A 17,652-nucleotide genomic window follows, 5' to 3' on the forward strand; every position below is an offset into this window, starting at 1 on the left:
CTCAATCATATTGCGCAGCAACATCGCTGCGCCTGATACCGCCCGCCGTGGAAACGGCATGAACCCGCGATCTGCTGGAACGGCCTCAGACGGGGCCCGAAACTGGTTCGCTGGTGCAGCATGAACGTGCAATTTTTTGACGCCGTTGCGAGGTGATAAATCCCTATCAATTCGCTAATTTCTGCGCCCGAGGGTCTGGGCGGCCTTCCAATTTTTCGTTTGTGTAACATACAAAATTTCGTATGTTCCGCCCGTCCATCGATTCGACTTTCTCGTCGAACGCAGACCCTTGTTTCTCGCGATCCAAATGGAGAGGCTCTCTGATGTCCAACCCTACCAATCTTGAGCAAGTGCTCAACGCCGCCGGCAATCCGGTGGAAATGCTGCGCAATAGCCAGATCGGCGCCTATGTGTATCCGGTCGTTGCTCCGGAATTCTCCAACTGGCGCTCCGAGCAGTGGGCTTGGCGCAACGCTGCCGTGCTGTTCGATCAGTCGCACCACATGGTCAACCTGTTCATCAAGGGCAAGGACGCGCTCAAACTCCTGACCGACACGATGATCAACTCGCCCAAGGGCTGGGAAGTCAACAAGGCCAAGCAGTATGTGCCCGTGACGCCTTATGGCCACGTCATCGGCGACGGCATCATCTTCTGGGAAGAGCCCGAAGTGTTCTGCTATGTCGGCCGTGCGCCGGCTGCCAACTGGCTGCAGTACCACGCCGAGACCGGCGGCTACGACGTCGAGATCGTCTATGACGACCGCTCGCCTTCGCGTCCGATGGGCAAGCCCGTCAACCGCAGCTACTGGCGCTTCCAGATCCAGGGGCCGAACGCCTGGGACGTGATCGAGAAGCTGCATGGCGGCAAGCTCGAGCAGCTCCGCTTCTTCAACATGTCCACCATGAACATCGCTGGCCGCTCGGTGCGCACGCTCCGTCACGGCATGGCCGGCGCGCCGGGTCTCGAAATCTGGGGTCCGTACGAAGAGATGGAAGACATCCGCGGCGCCATCGTCGAGGCTGGCAAGGATCTTGGCCTGGTGCAGGTCGGTTCGCGCGCTTATCCCTCGAACACGCTGGAATCCGGCTGGATCCCGAGCCCGCTGCCGGCCATCTACACCGGCGAGAAGCTGAAGGCCTATCGTGAGTGGCTGCCGGCCAAGAGCTACGAAGCCACCGGCGCGATCGGCGGTTCGTTCGTCTCGAACAACATCGAGGATTACTACACCAATCCTTATGAGATCGGTTACGGTCCGTTCGTGAAGTTCGACCACGACTTCATCGGCCGCGAAGCGCTCGAAGCCCTCGACGCTTCGACGCAGCGCAAGAAGGTCACGCTGGCCTGGAACGGCGACGACATGGCGAAGATCTATGGTTCGCTGTTCGATGCCGACGCCGACTCGCACTACAAGTTCTTCGACCTGCCGCTGGCCAACTATGCCAACACCAATGCCGACGCCGTCCTCGACGCCGCTGGCAACACGGTCGGCATCTCGATGTTCACCGGCTACTCGTACAACGAGAAGCGCGCGCTTTCGCTCGCGACGATCGACCACGAGATCCCCGTCGGCACCGAGCTGACGGTCCTGTGGGGCGAGGAAAATGGCGGCACGCGCAAGTCCACCGTCGAGCCGCACAAGCAGATCGCTGTTCGTGCCGTCGTGAGCCCGGTTCCCTATTCGGTGACCGCGCGCGAGACGTACGAAGGCGGCTGGCGCAGCGCTCGCGTCGACGCCTGATCCTGACCCGTTGCGGGCGGCCATCCTCGGGGGTGGCCGCCCCGACGACCTTCCGAAGACACTATAAGCCCCAATCGAGGCGAGGACTTTTCATGGCTACGGCAACCCTGGACAAGACCGCACTGGCGCGGCTGTTTGAAGACTACTCGCTCGAAATCACGCCCAAGGACGTGGAAGCGCTGCAGAATGCCGCGCACATGATCCCGCAGGGTACGCTCATTTCCTGCACCTTTTTGCCGGGTGCCGAGTTCGAGGATCGCGTCCGCGCGGCTCGGGCCATTCAGGACCTCGGTTTCAAGCCGGTTCCGCACATTTCCGCACGGCGCCTGCTGGTGAAGGAAGACCTCAACCGCTTCCTCGACATGCTCGCCGCACAGATCGACCTCAAGCATGTGTTCGTGATCGCCGGCGATCCTTCCGAACCGCTCGGCCCCTATGACGACGCGCTGGCCGTGATCTCCTCGGGCACGCTCAAGGAATATGGCATCCAGCATGTCGGCATTTCCGGCTATCCCGAAGGTCACCCGGACATCACCAACGAAAAGCTCGTCAAGGCGATGCATGACAAGGTCGCCTCGCTCAAGGAGCAGGGGATCGACTATTCGATCATGACCCAGTTCGGTTTCGATGCCGATCCGGTGCTCGATTGGCTCAAGCAGATCCGCGCCGAGGGCATTGACGGCCCCGTGCGCATCGGCCTTGCCGGCCCGGCCTCGATCAAGACGCTGCTCCGCTTCGCCGCGCGCTGCGGCGTCGGCACCTCCGCCAAGGTCGTCAAGAAGTACGGCCTCTCGATAACCAGCCTGATCGGCAGCGCCGGTCCCGATCCGGTGATCGCCGATCTCGTCCCCGCGCTGGGCGAGGAACATGGCAAGTTCCACCTCCATTTCTATCCGTTCGGCGGTCTGGTGAAGACCAACGAGTGGATCGTGAACTTCAAGGGCAAGCAGGGTATCTGACGCGCTCGCGTCCGTTGCCGCTCAATTAATTCCGGACAAAGACGGTCGGCCCGTTCCGGGCCGTATCATGGAAAGGCTAGGAGAATCATGGCTCAAGGCTCCGACATCGAAATCGCACGCGAAGCGAAGATGCAGAACATCGCCGAGGTCGGCGCAAAGGTCGGCATCCCGCAGGACGCGCTGCTGAACTACGGCCCGTATAAGGCGAAGCTGTCCTGGGACTTCATCAACAGCGTGCAGGGCAATCAGGATGGCAAGCTCATCCTCGTCACCGCGATCAACCCGACGCCGGCCGGCGAGGGCAAGACCACGACGACGGTCGGCCTTGCTGACGGCCTGAACGCCATCGGCAAGAAGACGGTCGCGGCGCTGCGTGAGCCGTCGCTCGGCCCGTGCTTCGGCGTCAAGGGCGGTGCTGCCGGCGGTGGTTATGCGCAGGTCGTGCCGATGGAGGACATCAACCTCCACTTCACCGGCGACTTCCATGCCATCACCTCTGCGAACAACCTGCTCGCAGCGCTGATCGACAACCACATCTACTGGGGCAACAAGCTCGGCCTCGACCCCCGTCGTATCGCGTGGCGTCGCGTGCTCGACATGAACGACCGCGCTCTGCGTTCGATCGTGAACTCGCTCGGTGGCGTGTCCAACGGCTACCCCCGCGAGGATGGCTTCGACATCACCGTGGCGTCAGAAGTCATGGCGATCCTCTGCCTCGCTTCGGACCTCAAGGATCTGGAGCGTCGCCTCGGCAACATCCACGCCGGCTACACGCGCGACCGCAAGGCCGTGCTGGCCCGCGAGCTGAACGCCTCGGGCGCGATGACCGTCCTGCTCAAGGACGCGCTGCAGCCCAACATCGTGCAGACGCTCGAGAACAACCCCGTGCTGATCCACGGCGGTCCGTTCGCGAACATCGCGCATGGCTGCAACTCGGTGCTCGCCACCAAGACGGCGCTCAAGATCGCCGACTATGTGGTGACCGAAGCCGGCTTTGGTGCTGACCTTGGCGCCGAGAAATTCTTCGACATCAAGTGCCGCAAGGCCGGCCTGAAGCCCTCCGCGGCCGTCATCGTGGCCACTATCCGCGCGCTCAAGATGCACGGCGGCGTCGACAAGGCCGATCTTGGCACGGCGAACCCGGACGCGGTGCGCAAGGGCGGCGTCAATCTTGCCCGTCACATCGAGAACGTCCGTCAGTTCGGCGTGCCCGTGGTCGTGGCGATCAACCAGTTCGTCACCGACACGGCCGAGGAAATGGCTGTCGTTCAGGAGATCGCGGAAGCCGCTGGCGCCGAGGCGGTGGAGTGCAGCCACTGGGCCAATGGCTCCAAGGGCACCGAAGAGTTGGCCCGCAAGGTTGTCGCCCTGGCCGAGGGCGGTTCGTCCAACTTCGCACCGATCTACGAGGACGGCCTCTCGCTGTTCGACAAGATCGACACGATCGCTAAGCGCATCTACCGCGCCAGCGAAGTGACGGCCGACAGCAGCGTGCGCAACAAGCTCAAGGGCTGGGAAGCCGATGGCTATGGCCATCTGCCGGTCTGCATGGCCAAGACGCAGTACAGCTTCTCGACCGACCCGAGCCTGCGTGGTGCGCCGACCAACCATGTCGTGCCGGTGCGCGACGTGATCCTGTCGGCAGGCGCCGAGTTCATCGTCGCGGTGTGCGGCGACATCATGCGCATGCCCGGCCTGCCCAAGACACCGTCGGCGGACTTCATCCGTCTGGACGACAAGGGTCAGATCGAAGGTCTGTTCTGATCAATTAAGACAGAGGGGAGGCGCACGGCCTCCTATTTTGAGAGATTGGCCCGTCGGCGTTGCTGGCGGGCCATTTTCTTTTCCGGTTAACAAATGTTTGCCACGCATTAACCATCGGTTAAATGAGACTTGTCTGTGGGGGGCAAGCGAACGATGGTGCGCTATAAAGTGATGCTGGTTTTCGGCACGAGGCCCGAAGCCATCAAGATGTTTCCTGTCTATGATGCGCTGAAATCTCTACCGCAGATCGAGACGAAGGTCTGCGTTTCCGCACAGCATCGGGCCTTGCTCGACCAGGTTCTCGACCTCGCCGGGATTGTGCCGGACTTCGATCTCGACATCATGGCGCCGGATCAGACGCTCGATACGTTGACGGCGCGGCTCATCCTCGCCTTGGGCGCCGTGTTCGACGCCGAACGGCCCGACAGGGTGCTGGTCCACGGCGATACCAAGACCGCAATGATGGCCGCCCTCGCGGCTTATTACCGCCGCATTCCGGTCGGGCATGTCGAGGCGGGCTTGCGCAGTGGCGATATCTATAACCCATGGCCCGAAGAGGTGAATCGCCGCATCATCGCCTGCGCGGCCAATCTGCATTTCGCCCCGACGCCGGGGGCAGCGGCAGCGCTGGAAGCCGAGCATACGCAAGGGCGGATTATCGTTACGGGCAACACGGTGGTGGATGCCTTGCTCGCGACTCAGGGCAGGCTGCGGGAGCAGCCTTTTTTGGCGGGCTCGATCGCCCCCGTGCTGCGGCACTTTTCAGGGCGCCGGATCGTTATCGTCACCAGCCACAGGCGGGAGAATCTGGGGCAGGGGCTCTCGAACATTGCCGCCGCCATCCGCACCCTCGCCCAGCGCGACGATGTGGCCATCATCTGGCCGGTCCACCCCAATCCACAGGTCCGCGCAACGCTGGAGCCCGCGCTTTCCGGCCTGGAGAATGTCGCGCTGATTGAGCCGCTGGATTATCCAGGATTTGTAGGCCTGTTGGATGCAGCCTCCCTGGTGTTGACGGATAGTGGCGGCATCCAGGAAGAAGCGCCCAGCTTCGGCAAACCGGTGCTGGTCATGCGCGAGACGACCGAACGGCCAGAGGGCATCGAGGCAGGCACCGCCCGTCTCATCGGCACCGTCCCTGATCGCATAGTCGCTGAAGTCGCGCGGTTGCTGGACGACCCGCAGGCCTATGCCGCCATGGCCCATGCCCATAGTCCTTTCGGGGATGGCCAAGCCGCCGCACGCATCGCGGCAGTGCTGGCAGAGGAAGCCGCAACGCGATGGATGGTGGCGCCCAGTCTCGCAAACTTGCAATCGGTTTCCCACGTGCCCAGCGCGCCATAGAGCGCGGCTTGGCATCATGATCTTGCCTGCGATCGGGCGGATAACCTGGCGGGGTCGATGGCATGGGAGTGATCGTGGAAGTCGGGCGAATGCTGAATCTCGCTTATCTGCGATTTCTACGGGCTCGCCAATGCTGGGTCAATGAGGATCACCGGCATCTCCCTTCGACGCAACGCGATTCGCTCACCTTAGCTCAGCCAGCGGGAAGAAGCGGGTCACCCAACGACCGACCAGCAGAATCCCACACAATCTAAAGCAGTTGTATTTGTCGGAGCAATCGATTGCAAAAATGTTTAGACAAAGTGTATTCATTTTCGTAAGTCGATATCGACGATCGACAGTAGGGCCGATCGCGCTGTCATATTGGGGAGGATCATGGCCAAAAATGGCTTCCGGCGCGCATCTGCGCTTGGCTTCGTGTCGTTCGCTGCACTTGTTGCGTCGCAGAGTGTCAGCGCTCAGACGGGCACCACGCAGACCAGTCAGTCCGACGATGATGCCGCGAACACCGCCGACATCGTGGTGACCGGCACCCAGCTGCGCGGCGTTGCGCCGGTAGGTTCATCGGTGATTGCAGTCGGTCAGCAGGAAATCCGCGACACGGGGCTGGCCACTACATCGGATATCCTCAAGACCATTCCGCAGGTGTCCGCCTTGGGGCCGGGCGAAGCCACGCTGGGCACCAACGTCAACAGCGCGACGCTCAACAGCACCCGCGCCAATGGCGTCAACCTGCGCGGCCTCGGCACGCAGGCGACGCTGACCCTGCTCGATGGACGCCGCGCGCCTCCGGGTGGCGTCGCCGGTCAGCTCTTCGATGCCTCGGTGATCCCGGCCATTGCGCTCGAACGGATCGACATCGTGGCGGATGGCGCTTCGGCCACTTACGGCTCGGATGCTGTCGCGGGCGTCGCTAACCTGATCCTGCGCCGCAACTTCGACGGACTGGAGGCCAGCGCGCGTTATGGCTTCGCTGATGGTTACGACGAGTGGCAGGGCAATGCCATCCTCGGCAAGAAGTGGAACACCGGCTCGGTGATGATTGCCGGCGACTATTATTACCACAGCCGCCTGCGCCAGGAAGATCGCGCCGATCTGTTCCAGTGCGATCAGCGTGCCTTTGGCGGATTGAACAACTGCGCCTTCACCAGCTCGCCGGGCAATGTGATCGATCCGGCGACCTTTACCCGTTATGGTCTCCCGGGCAGCAGCGGTGAAAATCTGACGCCCGCCGACCTCTCGACCACGCCCAACTTCCAGCAAAGCTATGTGAACAATGATCTTCTGCCGCAGCTCAAACGCTGGAGCGTCATTGGCCGTCTCGATCAGGAACTGACGCCTGCGCTCAAAATGTGGGCCAGCGGATTCTATTCCAAACGGACCCTGAACCAGCGCGCGGGGTCTCTGACGCTGGGCGCCGCGACGCCTGTTCCGAGCAGCAATCCCTATTTCATCGAGTTCGCGCCCGGGCAGACCTCGCAGATCGTCGAATATGCCTTTAACGAATATGGGCCGATCCAGGGCAACATCTACGAAAGCTCCTACCAGCTGGCGACCGGGTTCGACTATTCGCTGGATGGCAATTGGCAGCTTTCCATCTACGGCTCCCATGGCGCCACGGAAGGCGGCGCCAAGACGGACGGTTTCCTGAACACCGCTTTGCTCTCCGCCGCGCTGGCTGATTCCAACCCCGCGACGGCCCTGAACGTCTACGGGACCGGGCAGAACAGCCGCGACCAGATCGAGAAGCTCGTCGCCTTCTTCGATGTGACCGGCCTCTACACGGTCGATCTCGTCAACGTGAAGACGGACGGTGCGCTGTTCAACATCGGCGGCGGCGCGGTGCGCATGGCGGTGGGCGGCGAGTTCCACCATGATTATTACCGCAACACCGCTGCCGAGAATATCAACGGGCCATCGCTCTCGCAGATCAACCTCTTTGGCGATACGGCCAGCTCTCGCGACGTCTGGTCGGCCTTTGCGGAGGTGAACGTGCCGCTGGTCGGTGCGGCCAATGCCATGCCGGGCATTGATCGGCTCGAACTCAACATTGCCGGCCGCTATGATCACTATAGCGACGTCGGCGGCACGACCAATCCGAAGTTCGGCATCCGCTACGATCCGGTGCCGGGCGTCTCGGCTCATGCCAGCTACGGCACCTCGTTCCGGGCGCCCACCCTGTCCGATACTAATCCCGCCAGCACGGCGACGGTGTTTTCGATCCCCAATTTCGGCCCGTTCGGCAATGTGATCGAATATGTCGGCGGCAATGCCGATCTCAAGCCGGAGAAGGCCACGACCTGGTCGGTTGGCGTGAAGTTCACCCCGCCGAACAGCGGCTTCACCGCGTCACTGGACTACTTCAACATCGATTATAAGGACGTCATCGAGACCGCGCCGGTCTTCAGCGTGCAGGTCTTCACCGACCCGGCCTACGCGCCGTTCGTGACCTTCAACCCGACCGTCGCGCAGGTGAACGCGATCTACAATCTGCCCTGGGCGCCGCCGGCGATCATTGCAGCCTCGGATGTCGATGCCATTGTCGATGCCCGCCGCAACAATGTTGGCCGCATCAAGATGGACGGGCTGGATTTCATGGCCAACTATGCATTCGATCTGGGCGGCGGATCGGCCAATATCGGCGTCTCCGGCACTTATCTGCTCGGCTATGGACGGGCGACCGGCCCGACCTCACCGACAGTGGACCGGCTGAACCTCGCCAACTTCCCGCTGCGGTTCCGGGGCCGCGCCAATCTCGGGTGGCGGGGCGACAATTTCGGCGCCACGATGTTCGTGAACTATACCAATGCCTACACCAACACGGTGGGCACCATCGCGCCATCGCAGTCCGTCGACTCCTACACGACGGTCGATCTGACGCTGACCTACGACGTGCCCAAGGCGGATGGCGTGCTGAGCGGCCTGTCCTTCTCGCTGAGTGCGCTCAATCTGTTCGACGCCGCGCCACCCTTCGCGGCGATCGCCAACAATCAGGTCTATGACTCGACTGTGGCGAACCCACTCGGCCGGTTTGTCTCGCTGACGGTCCGCAAGGCATTCTGACCCGATGTCACCCGCGCCCTCCAGTAGGGCGCGGGTGGCCGGATTGCTCTCGACGGGCAGGGGCGAGCGCGCTACCCCGCCGACATGATCGACTGTCCCTCATCGCCGCTGGCCCTGCATCTGGATCGTGACGCGCTGATCGCCAATTGGCGCTGGCTGGCAGGGCAGAGTGGGGCGGCAGCCTGCGGGGCAGCCCTTAAGGCCAATGGCTACGGCCTGGGCGCGACCGAGGTTCTTCAGCATCTGCTGGCCGCCGGGTGCCGGGATTTTTTCGTCGCGACATGGCAGGAAGCTGCGGCTGTGCTACCATTGCTGGAAGGCGCATCGCTCAGTGTGTTGCACGGGGTGCGCGCGGAAGATTTGGCTTTTGCGCTGACAGCACCGGCAAGACCGGTGCTAAACAGCGCCGCGCAAGTCGCCCGATGGAAAGCTGCAGGCGGCGGCCCGTGCGATGTCATGATCGATACCGGCATGAACAGGCTGGGCCTACGCCCCGATGAACTTGGCGCTGGCGTGCTGGACGGGCTGGAGATCGAGACACTCTGCAGCCACCTTGCCTGCGCCGATGAAATGTCCGATCTGAACGCGGTGCAGCGCGCGCGCTTCGAGGCCGTGCGGCAGCAGGTGCCGGCGCGGCGCTACAGCCTGGCCAACAGCGCAGGCATTTTGCTTGGGAGCGATTACGCTTTCGATCTGACCAGGCCCGGGCTCGCGCTCTATGGCGGCCTGCCGACGCCAACTGCGGCCGGCCATATCCGCCCGGTCGTGCGTCCTCATGCGCAGATCCTCCAGCGGCGCCGGGTCGAAGCTGGCGAAACAGTGGGCTATGGCGCGACCTTCACCGCGAAGGCGCCCGTCGAGACGGCGATCGTCAATCTTGGCTACGCAGACGGCTATCTGCGCGCTTTTGCCGGGGGAGGGGCGATGCTCCATGGCGGAGAGCGGCTGCCGCTGCTGGGGCGCGTCTCCATGGATCTGATCGCCGTCGATGTCAGCGCGGCACCGGATCTGGAGGAAGGGGCCTGGCTGGAGGTGGACTATGATCTGCCCACCGCCTCAGCGCACACCGGTCTGTCTCAATATGAGTTGTTGACCGGACTGGGCCAGCGGTTCGAGCGGCGCTGGGTCTGATCATGAACCGCCCGCCAGCGCGCTCAAGGCAACGCTGACGGGCCTGTTCTTCACTCTGCGGTGTCGGATGCCTCGCCCTCGGTCGCCGGCATGTCCGCCTCGACCTCGTCCGTGCTTTCCTCAATCCGCGCGGCACTCACGACATGCTCGTTCTGCGCCACGTCGAACAGGCGCACGCCCGCAGAACCACGGCCGATCACGCGCAGGCTGCTGAGCCCCATGCGAATGAGCTTGGCCTGATCGGTCACCAGCATGAGCTGATGCTCGCGGGTCGCCGGGAAGCTCGCCACAACCGGACCGTTGCGCTCGATATTGTCGATGTTGGTGATGCCCTGGCCACCACGTCCGGTGCGGCGATACTCGAAGGCCGAGGAGAGCTTGCCATAGCCATTGGCGCAGACGGTTAGGATGAACTGCTCGCGGGCGCGCAGGGCCTCGAAACGGTCGGCGGCCATCTTCGGCTCGCCCTCCTTCTCGCCCTTCCATGGAGCGAAGCGCAGATATTCCTCGCGCTCTTCCATGTCCTGGATGCCGGCGCGCTGGAGCACGGAGAGCGAGATGACCTCGTCGCCTTCCTTCAGCGTCATGCCGCGCACACCGGTGGAGTTGCGGCTCTGGAACTCGCGCACATCATCGCCGCGGAAGCGGATCGCCTTCCCCTGGCGGGAGGCCAGCAGCACGTCATCCTCCTCGGTGAGCAGCGCGACGCCGATCAGGCGGTCGTCGGCGTCCTCACCCTCGAACTTCATGGCGATCTTGCCGTTCGAGGGGATGTTGGTGAAGGCATCCATGCCGTTGCGGCGTACGCTGCCCTTGGCGGTGGCGAACATGACATGGAGCTGCGCCCATTCATTCTCGTCTTCCGGCAGCGGCAGCACCGTCTGGATGGTCTCGCCCTCCGCCAGAGGCAGCAGGTTGACCATCGGACGTCCGCGTGTGGCCGGCCCGCCTTCCGGCAAGCGCCAGACCTTGAGGCGGTAGACCTTGCCCAGCGTCGAGAAGAACAGCACCGGCGTGTGCGTGGAGGTCACGAACAGCTCGGTGACGACATCCTCTTCCTTCGTCGCCATGCCGGCGCGGCCCTTGCCGCCGCGGTTCTGGGCGCGGAAGGTATCGAGCGGCGTGCGCTTGATGTAACCGGACATGGTCACGGTCACGACCATGTCTTCGCGCTCGATCAAATCCTCATCCTCGATGCCGTCGGCAGCGGGGGCGAGGGTGGAGCGGCGCGGCGTGGCGAATTCAGCTTCGATCGCGTCGAACTCTGCGCGCATCACCTCGAACAGGCGAACGCGGCTGGCGAGGATCTCGAGATAGCCAGCAATCGCATCGGCCAGCCCCTTGAGCTCATTGCCGATCTCGTCGCGGCCAAGCGCCGTCAGCCGGTGCAGGCGCAGATCGAGAATAGCGCGAACCTGCGCGTCCGACAGATGATAGACGCTGCCCGAGGGCTCATCATCCGCGGCCTCGACCAGCTTGAGATAGGGCGCGATGTCCCCGATCGGCCAAGCGCGCGCCAGCAGCGCCTCGCGGGCCGCCGCCGGGCTGCTGGCCCCGCGGATCATGCGCACGACTTCATCGAGATTGCTGACCGCGATGACGAGGCCGAGCAAGATGTGGGCGCGATCCCGCGCCTTGGCCAGCTCGAACTTGGTCCGGCGGGTGATCACTTCCTCACGGAAGCGCACGAACGCCTCGATGATGTCGCGTAGCGTCAGCAGTTCGGGCCGCCCACCACGGATGGCGAGCATATTGGCCGGGAAGCTCGACTGGGCGGGCGTGTGCCGCCACAGCTGATTGAGCACCACATCCGCCGTGGCATCGCGCTTCAGCTCGATGACGACGCGAACGCCCTCGCGATTGGATTCATCGCGAATGTCCGAGATGCCCTCGATCCGCTTGTCCTTGGCGGCCTCGGCGATCTTTTCGACGAGGCCGGCCTTGCCGACCTGGAACGGAATTTCGGTGAGGACGATCTGCTGACGATCCCCGCGCAGGGTCTCGATCACATGGCGCGAGCGCATGATGATCGATCCGCGCCCGGTCGTGTAGGCCGAGCGGGCACCGGACTGGCCGAGGATGAGCGCGCCGGTCGGGAAGTCCGGCCCCGGCACGATTTCCATCAGCTCCTCGGCGGAGATCGCGCCGTTATCCATGTACGCCTTGCAGGCGCGCAGGACTTCGCCGAGATTGTGCGGCGGAATATTGGTGGCCATGCCGACCGCGATGCCGCCGGCGCCGTTGACCAGCAGGTTCGGGAAGCGGGCAGGAAGCACCTGCGGCTCGCTCTCGCTGCCATCATAGTTCGGCAGGAAGTCGACAGTGTTCTTGTCGAGATCGTCCAGCAGCGCGTTGGCGACTTTGGCAAGGCGCGCCTCGGTGTAGCGCATGGCCGCCGGCGAATCCGGGTCCATCGAGCCGAAGTTGCCCTGACCGTCGATGAGCGGCACGCGCATCGACCAGTCCTGCGTCATGCGCGCCAATGCGTCGTAGATCGAGCTGTCACCGTGCGGGTGATATTTACCCATCACGTCGCCGACGATACGGGCCGATTTGCGGTAGGGCTTGTTATAAGTGAAGCCCATTTCGTGGGCGCCGAACAGGATGCGGCGATGCACGGGCTTCAGCCCGTCGCGCACATCCGGCAGCGCGCGGGACACGATCACCGACATGGCGTAGTCGAGATAGCTCGACTTCATCTCATCGACGATGTTGATCGGGCTGATATCCGAGGGTTCGGCGAGGATTGTCTCGTCGCTCAAGCGTTTTCTCTTATGATTACGTGGTGGGAACTCGAAGCGGTGTGACTAGCCCGCGACTGCAGAAAAGGCCAGAGAAAAGGGCAAAATTGCACGCTGTCTCGAACCGGTCGAAGCCGAATGGGGGCGGGAGCGCGACGGCTTGCGGATTTCCCGTGCCAACCGGCGTCGCGCCCTCATGACAAGCTCCGGAACCGCGGTTATAGCGACATTCAATTCCCGTTCACGCGTGATCCTGCAGTGCAGGGCCATGAAGTCAGCGGGATCCGCGACTTGGGGGCCGAGATCTTAGTTCTGGAGGAATATTTGATGCGTCTGTTCAATACCACTGCTCTTACGATCACCCTGGCCGCGTTTGCGGCGGGCGCCTTCGCAACGGCTCCCGCATCGGCGCAGAGCCGGGATGGCAAGCAGGCCGAACAGAGTTCGGCACCCAAGATTTCGCTGAGCCGCGGCTTCCAGAAGGGAGCGGTCGAAGCCCAGGAGCTGGTGAAGAAGCAGGATTTTGCGGGCGCCAAGGCGAAACTGGACGAGATCCAGTCCACGGCGACGAAGCCCGACGATCGCTACTTCTTCGGCAGCCTGCTGCTGCAGGTCGGCATCAACCAGAAGGATGAGGCCATCCAGCGCCAGGCTCTGGAAGCGATGATCGACTCCGGCATGACGCCGGCGACCGAAGTGGCGAAGTTCCACTATTTCGTCGGCCAGTTCGCCTTCAACGCCAAGCAATATGATCAGGCCCGCACCCACTTCCAGTCGGCCATCGACGGCGGTTACGGCGGCCCCACGCCCGACGTGCTGATCGCCAACACCTATTTCAACGAGGCGCAGGACCAGATCGTCAACAACCAGTTCACCGATGCCGGCAAGGCGAAGGTGGAGCAGGGCCTGCCGCACCTCAAGCGCGCGATCGAACTGCAGAAGGCATCGGGCCAGCCTGTCGATGCGAGCTGGTACAACAAGGGCCTGAGCATGGCGGTGTTCGCCAAGTCGCCCACGCTCTCCGACTGGACCAAGCTGGCACTGCCGGTCAGCGGCACGCCGGACAACTGGGCGCTGGTTCTGCGGATGTTGCAGGACGAATATCCCAATGCCACCCGCGACGAGAGCATCGACATCATGCGTCTGATGGCCGCCACCAAGTCGCTCAAGAGCGCCTATAACTACAATGAATATGCAGAGGCGGCCAATCGCCTCGGCCTGCCCGGCGAGGTCAAGGCGGTGATCGATCAGGGTCGCTCCAGCGGTGTTCTGAGCGGTACCACCCTGTCCGACCTCTATCAGGTCGCGACCAGCGGGATCACGCAGGATCGCGCATCGCTTGCAACCTCGGAGAAGAGCGCCGCGTCTGCCGCCACCGGCAAGCCCGCCGCCAATACCGCCAGCGCCTTCATGAGCTATGGCGACAATGCCAAGGCCGTCACCCTGTATCGCCTCGCGCTGCAGAAGGGCGGCGTGGATGCGGACGAGGTGAACACGCGCCTCGGCATCGCGCTCGCACGCTCGGGCGATAAGGCCGGCGCTCTGGAGGCATTCGGCAAGGTCAGCGGCACCGGCGTGCGCAAGCGGACGGCCGACCTCTGGACGGTGTGGCTGAACAGCCCCAACGCCTGAACCTCTGCGGGTGGATCGAAAAAGTTAAAATGCCGGCGGCTCTGTCGCCGGCATTTTTGCTGGGCGTTGGACGGACTGCCTCAGCCCTCAGCCACGCCCGGGCTCAGCGGCCGACCGGAACGCCTGGCAGGTTCTTGGACGTGCGGATCGTCAGCGACGTCTTCACGCTGGCGACATTGGGCGCTTGGGTGAGCTGCGAGGTGAGGAACTGTTGGAAGCTGCGCAGATCCTGCGCCACCACCTTGAGGATGAAATCGATCTCGCCGTTCAGCATGTGGCATTCGCGGACTTCCGGCAGCGCCGCGACATGGGCCTCGAACGCCTGCAAATCCTCTTCCGCCTGACTTTTCAAGCTGACCATGGCGAACACCGTCGTCGTGTAGCCCAAGGCGACCGGATCGAGATGGGCGTGATAGGAGGCGATGAAGCCGCGATCCTCCAGGCTTTTCACCCGGCGCAGGCAGGGCGGGGCGGTCAGGCCGACGCGCCGTGCCAGCTCGACATTGGTCAGGCGGCCATCCTCCTGAAGCAGGTCGAGCAATTTGACGTCGGTCTCATCCAGCGAACTACCGGGCATAGGGGACATTTCCTTTCACGGTAGATGTTCTTGCAGACATATAATGTCGCTGCAACGTAATTGTCCCACAATGCAACGTCCCATTTTTTAACGCTAGGCGGGTCGGTTTACCATCAGTACACGCGGTTCCGTTACAGGGGCCAACTGAATGCGTTTCAACGATCTTCTGCGGACGGTGCTGGCCAATGGCGGCGAGGGCACAGGTGCCGCCGTGACGCGCTGGCGCCAGTGCATGGATCTGCTTGCCCAATATGATGTCTCCGGCGCGAAAACCCAGAAGCTTTCGCCGGACGAGGCCCACACCATCCTGACCATCCTGACCATCCTGCAGGAAGCCCGGCCGAAGGTGAGCTTGGAAGGCCGCATCGCATCCGTCGTGGAACTTGGGTCCAGACTCCGCTCCCCCACGCTGGTGCAGTGGCTGGCGGGCGATCATCCTTCGGTTGTCGTGGCGATGATGAAATCTGTCCGCCTGACCGGCGAAGACTGGGCCGCGATGATACCCCATCTGGGCCCGCTGGCCCGCAGTGTTCTGCGTCGCCGTCCGGATCTGCCGGAAGCCGCAATGGCTGCGTTGCGGCGCTTCGGCGAAGTCGATCTGTCGCTGCCGGCCGCCGAGATTCGGGAGGCGGAAGCAGAGACGTTGAGTGCGGACCGGGTCGCTGGGACCGACGAGCTTGATCGATCGGGCAGCACAGACGAGGCAAGCCAGATCGGCCGTCTCGTTGCGCAGATCGAGCGGTTCAAGAAGGCGAACCCGTTCAAGGCGGCCGGCGCCGCTGACCCTCTGCCGGATGCAGTCCAGCCAGAGTCTCGGGTCCAGGACACGCCGGAGCCCGATGTGGACAGCTTTCAGTTCGAGACCGATGCCTCGGGCCTCGTCCGCCTGACCGACGGCGCATTTCCCGAGGCGATCATTGGCCTCAGCATTGCGACGCCGGGCGTGGATGTCAGCCATGGGGTGGATGGCGCCACGCTTGGGGCATTTCGGCACCGCGCCGCGTTCGAGAATAGCCGCCTGACCTTGCAGGACGGTGCGCTGGCGGGCGAATGGCGCATCTCCGGCGAACCGCATTTTGACCGGCAGAGCGGTCGCTTCCGGGGCTATACCGGCATTGCCAGGCGCGAGCGGCGGTTCGAGGCGCCGGTTCGCCCCATTGAAATGCAGGCGAGCGACGAGGGCGCCACGCTCTCTGCCACCAGCACGCGGCAACTGATCCATGAGCTGCGCACGCCGTTGAACGCCGTTCAGGGCTATGGCGAAATGATAGAAGCGCAGATCCTGGGCCCGGTCCCTGAGGTCTATCGCGACATCGCCCGGGCCATCCTGGCGGATGCACGGGCATTGCTGACGACCTTCGACGATCTCGACGCGGCAAGCCGACTGGAGCGGGGAGACCTCTCGGCCCAGCAGGATGATGTCGATCTGACCGCTGCCCTGCATAGGGTGGTGGACGCCGCCGGCTTTGGCCAGGCCGTCAATCTCTCGGTCGAGAGCGGCTCCAGCCTTGTGCATGGCGATCGCAACCAGATCGAACGCATGTTGAATCACCTGATCCGCATCGGCCATGCCGGCTTGGCGGCGGGGGAACAGCTTGTCCTGTGCGTCTGTCCGGCGCCGGAGCGCGCCTCCGTGAGCTTGACGATGAGTCGCCCGACGGCCTTGCGCGGCATCGAGGCGCGCGCCTTTCTCGAACAGGGTTATGTGGTCGAGCAGCGCCTCTATGGCGACACGCCGCCGCTCGGCCTTGCGTTCACCCTCAAACTGGTGCGCGGAATCGTCCGCCATCTCGGTGGGGAGTTCGCTATCACGGCACAGGCCTTCGGCATCGTGCTGCCGACCGCGCCCGAGGCCTATCGCGAGCAGGGCCATAACGGCTGATCCGACGCCTGTTCGCTCCGCTCGCCACCATGCATCAAGACTTGCCAAGCAGGATCGCCGCAAGCTAACGCGCCCAGAGCCGGCGCCATGCGCTGCGGTGGAGAATGGGGCCTGTAGCTCAATGGTTAGAGCTGGCCGCTCATAACGGCTAGGTTGCGGGTTCGAGTCCTGCCGGGCCCACCATCCATCGAAGAGCCGACGTTGCTGCGCCTTGCGCTCCTCGCCAGAGACGGAGCGACCGCCCGGCCCAATCATGGCCGCGCGGGTTATGACATTCGGAAAATAAGGAAAAAATGGTCGGGGAGACAGGATTCGAACCTGCGACCCTCTGCTCCCAAAGCAGATGCGCTACCAGGCTGCGCTACTCCCCGATCCAGGGCGGGCCTTAGCTTTCGCTTTGCCCTTGATGCAAGCACAAAGGCCGCGCCGATCCCGGATGTGTCCGGTGGCGAGGCGGCGATGATCGCAAAAGGATCACCGGTGCCTGTAACTGGCGGGCACGATCCAAACGGCATTGCCGGTGACCGTACCACCAAATGTAAAGGCGGCGCCGATGATCGACGCCGCCCTTGAACAATGCGCAGAAGCGCAGTCGCAGATTACTCTGCTGCGTTCGCCGCGTTGTTCGAGACGTTGGCGAGGTTGTCCATCGCGTTCGCAGCATTGTCAGCAGCGTTGGCAGCGGCGTCCAGCTCGTTCACAACCAGCTCGTTGGAGACGTTGTTGGTCTCAGCAGCCGGCTTCTCGCCGCACGCTGCAAGGCTCATGAGCGCGATCGCGGCGCCGGCCACAGCAAACTTCTTCATATTATTAGGCTCCC

Annotated in this window: 11 protein-coding genes and 2 tRNA genes; 9 read left to right on the top strand and 4 right to left on the bottom strand. The window is 63.3% G+C overall.

Translation table 11 applies throughout. From position 1 onward, the window contains the following. Positions 1–323 precede the first annotated feature (323 nt). From ligM to alr, 6 genes are all read left to right on the top strand, one after another. Positions 324–1,739, top strand: a complete 1,416-nt coding sequence (gene ligM / locus M2332_RS02445; protein WP_181559665.1) for a vanillate/3-O-methylgallate O-demethylase — start codon at positions 324–326, stop codon at positions 1,737–1,739. A gap of 92 nt (positions 1,740–1,831) precedes the next feature. Further along, a complete protein-coding gene (locus tag M2332_RS02450; RefSeq protein WP_264572836.1) occupies positions 1,832–2,698 on the top strand; it encodes a methylenetetrahydrofolate reductase in 867 nt (288 codons plus the stop codon). An 87-nt stretch (positions 2,699–2,785) separates the two neighbouring features. Next, positions 2,786–4,462, top strand: a complete 1,677-nt coding sequence (locus tag M2332_RS02455; RefSeq protein ID WP_181559667.1) for a formate--tetrahydrofolate ligase — start codon at positions 2,786–2,788, stop codon at positions 4,460–4,462. Positions 4,463–4,615: 153 nt separating this feature from the next. Further along, the gene (gene wecB / locus M2332_RS02460; protein WP_264572837.1) at positions 4,616–5,806 is read left to right on the top strand and encodes a non-hydrolyzing UDP-N-acetylglucosamine 2-epimerase; all 1,191 of its coding nucleotides are present in this window, start codon (positions 4,616–4,618) and stop codon (positions 5,804–5,806) included. A gap of 375 nt (positions 5,807–6,181) precedes the next feature. After that, positions 6,182–8,869: a TonB-dependent receptor plug domain-containing protein gene (locus tag M2332_RS02465; RefSeq protein ID WP_264572838.1), complete on the top strand. Its 2,688-nt coding sequence runs from the start codon at positions 6,182–6,184 to the stop codon at positions 8,867–8,869. 84 nt (positions 8,870–8,953) lie between these two features. Continuing rightward, complete coding sequence (gene alr / locus M2332_RS02470; RefSeq protein ID WP_264572839.1) at positions 8,954–10,000, top strand: alanine racemase; 1,047 nt, start codon at positions 8,954–8,956, stop codon at positions 9,998–10,000. A 50-nt stretch (positions 10,001–10,050) separates the two neighbouring features. Here alr and gyrA read toward each other — a convergent pair whose 3' ends face one another. Next, a complete protein-coding gene (gene gyrA / locus M2332_RS02475) occupies positions 10,051–12,762 on the bottom strand; it encodes a DNA gyrase subunit A (RefSeq protein WP_264572840.1) in 2,712 nt (903 codons plus the stop codon). A 306-nt stretch (positions 12,763–13,068) separates the two neighbouring features. Here gyrA and M2332_RS02480 point away from each other — a divergent pair, with 306 nt between their 5' ends. Beyond that, positions 13,069–14,373, top strand: coding sequence for a hypothetical protein (locus tag M2332_RS02480; RefSeq protein WP_181559672.1), 1,305 nt, complete (start codon positions 13,069–13,071; stop codon positions 14,371–14,373). Between the two features lie 103 nt (positions 14,374–14,476). Here M2332_RS02480 and M2332_RS02485 read toward each other — a convergent pair whose 3' ends face one another. Continuing rightward, positions 14,477–14,950, bottom strand: coding sequence for an Lrp/AsnC family transcriptional regulator (locus tag M2332_RS02485; protein WP_181559673.1), 474 nt, complete (start codon positions 14,948–14,950; stop codon positions 14,477–14,479). Between the two features lie 148 nt (positions 14,951–15,098). On the opposite strand from M2332_RS02485, the gene M2332_RS02490 reads away from it, so the two are divergent. Both M2332_RS02490 and M2332_RS02495 read left to right on the top strand, forming a co-directional pair. Further along, positions 15,099–16,832 (top strand): histidine kinase dimerization/phospho-acceptor domain-containing protein, encoded by a 1,734-nt coding sequence (locus M2332_RS02490; protein ID WP_264572841.1) that lies wholly within the window; start codon positions 15,099–15,101, stop codon positions 16,830–16,832. Positions 16,833–16,939: 107 nt separating this feature from the next. Further along, positions 16,940–17,015, top strand: a tRNA-Ile gene (locus tag M2332_RS02495). Between the two features lie 111 nt (positions 17,016–17,126). Here M2332_RS02495 and M2332_RS02500 read toward each other — a convergent pair. Continuing rightward, positions 17,127–17,203 (bottom strand) — tRNA-Pro (locus tag M2332_RS02500). A gap of 228 nt (positions 17,204–17,431) precedes the next feature. Beyond that, on the bottom strand, positions 17,432–17,638 hold the full coding sequence (locus M2332_RS02505; protein ID WP_181559675.1) for a hypothetical protein: 207 nt from the start codon (positions 17,636–17,638) through the stop codon (positions 17,432–17,434). Between the last annotated feature and the right edge of the window lie 14 nt (positions 17,639–17,652).

The sequence above is a fragment of the Sphingobium sp. B11D3A genome, from assembly GCF_025961695.1.
Classification (GTDB): Bacteria; Pseudomonadota; Alphaproteobacteria; order Sphingomonadales; family Sphingomonadaceae; genus Sphingobium.

Coding starts and splice junctions, on each gene's coding strand:
- M2332_RS02450 (WP_264572836.1), top strand. CDS start 1,832: ATGGCTACGGCAACCCTGGACAAGACCGCACTGGCGCGGCTGTTTGAA.
- M2332_RS02465 (WP_264572838.1), top strand. CDS start 6,182: ATGGCCAAAAATGGCTTCCGGCGCGCATCTGCGCTTGGCTTCGTGTCG.
- M2332_RS02505 (WP_181559675.1), bottom strand. CDS start 17,638: ATGAAGAAGTTTGCTGTGGCCGGCGCCGCGATCGCGCTCATGAGCCTT.
- M2332_RS02455 (WP_181559667.1), top strand. CDS start 2,786: ATGGCTCAAGGCTCCGACATCGAAATCGCACGCGAAGCGAAGATGCAG.
- M2332_RS02480 (WP_181559672.1), top strand. CDS start 13,069: ATGCGTCTGTTCAATACCACTGCTCTTACGATCACCCTGGCCGCGTTT.
- M2332_RS02490 (WP_264572841.1), top strand. CDS start 15,099: ATGCGTTTCAACGATCTTCTGCGGACGGTGCTGGCCAATGGCGGCGAG.
- wecB (WP_264572837.1), top strand. CDS start 4,616: ATGGTGCGCTATAAAGTGATGCTGGTTTTCGGCACGAGGCCCGAAGCC.
- M2332_RS02485 (WP_181559673.1), bottom strand. CDS start 14,950: ATGCCCGGTAGTTCGCTGGATGAGACCGACGTCAAATTGCTCGACCTG.
- alr (WP_264572839.1), top strand. CDS start 8,954: ATGATCGACTGTCCCTCATCGCCGCTGGCCCTGCATCTGGATCGTGAC.
- ligM (WP_181559665.1), top strand. CDS start 324: ATGTCCAACCCTACCAATCTTGAGCAAGTGCTCAACGCCGCCGGCAAT.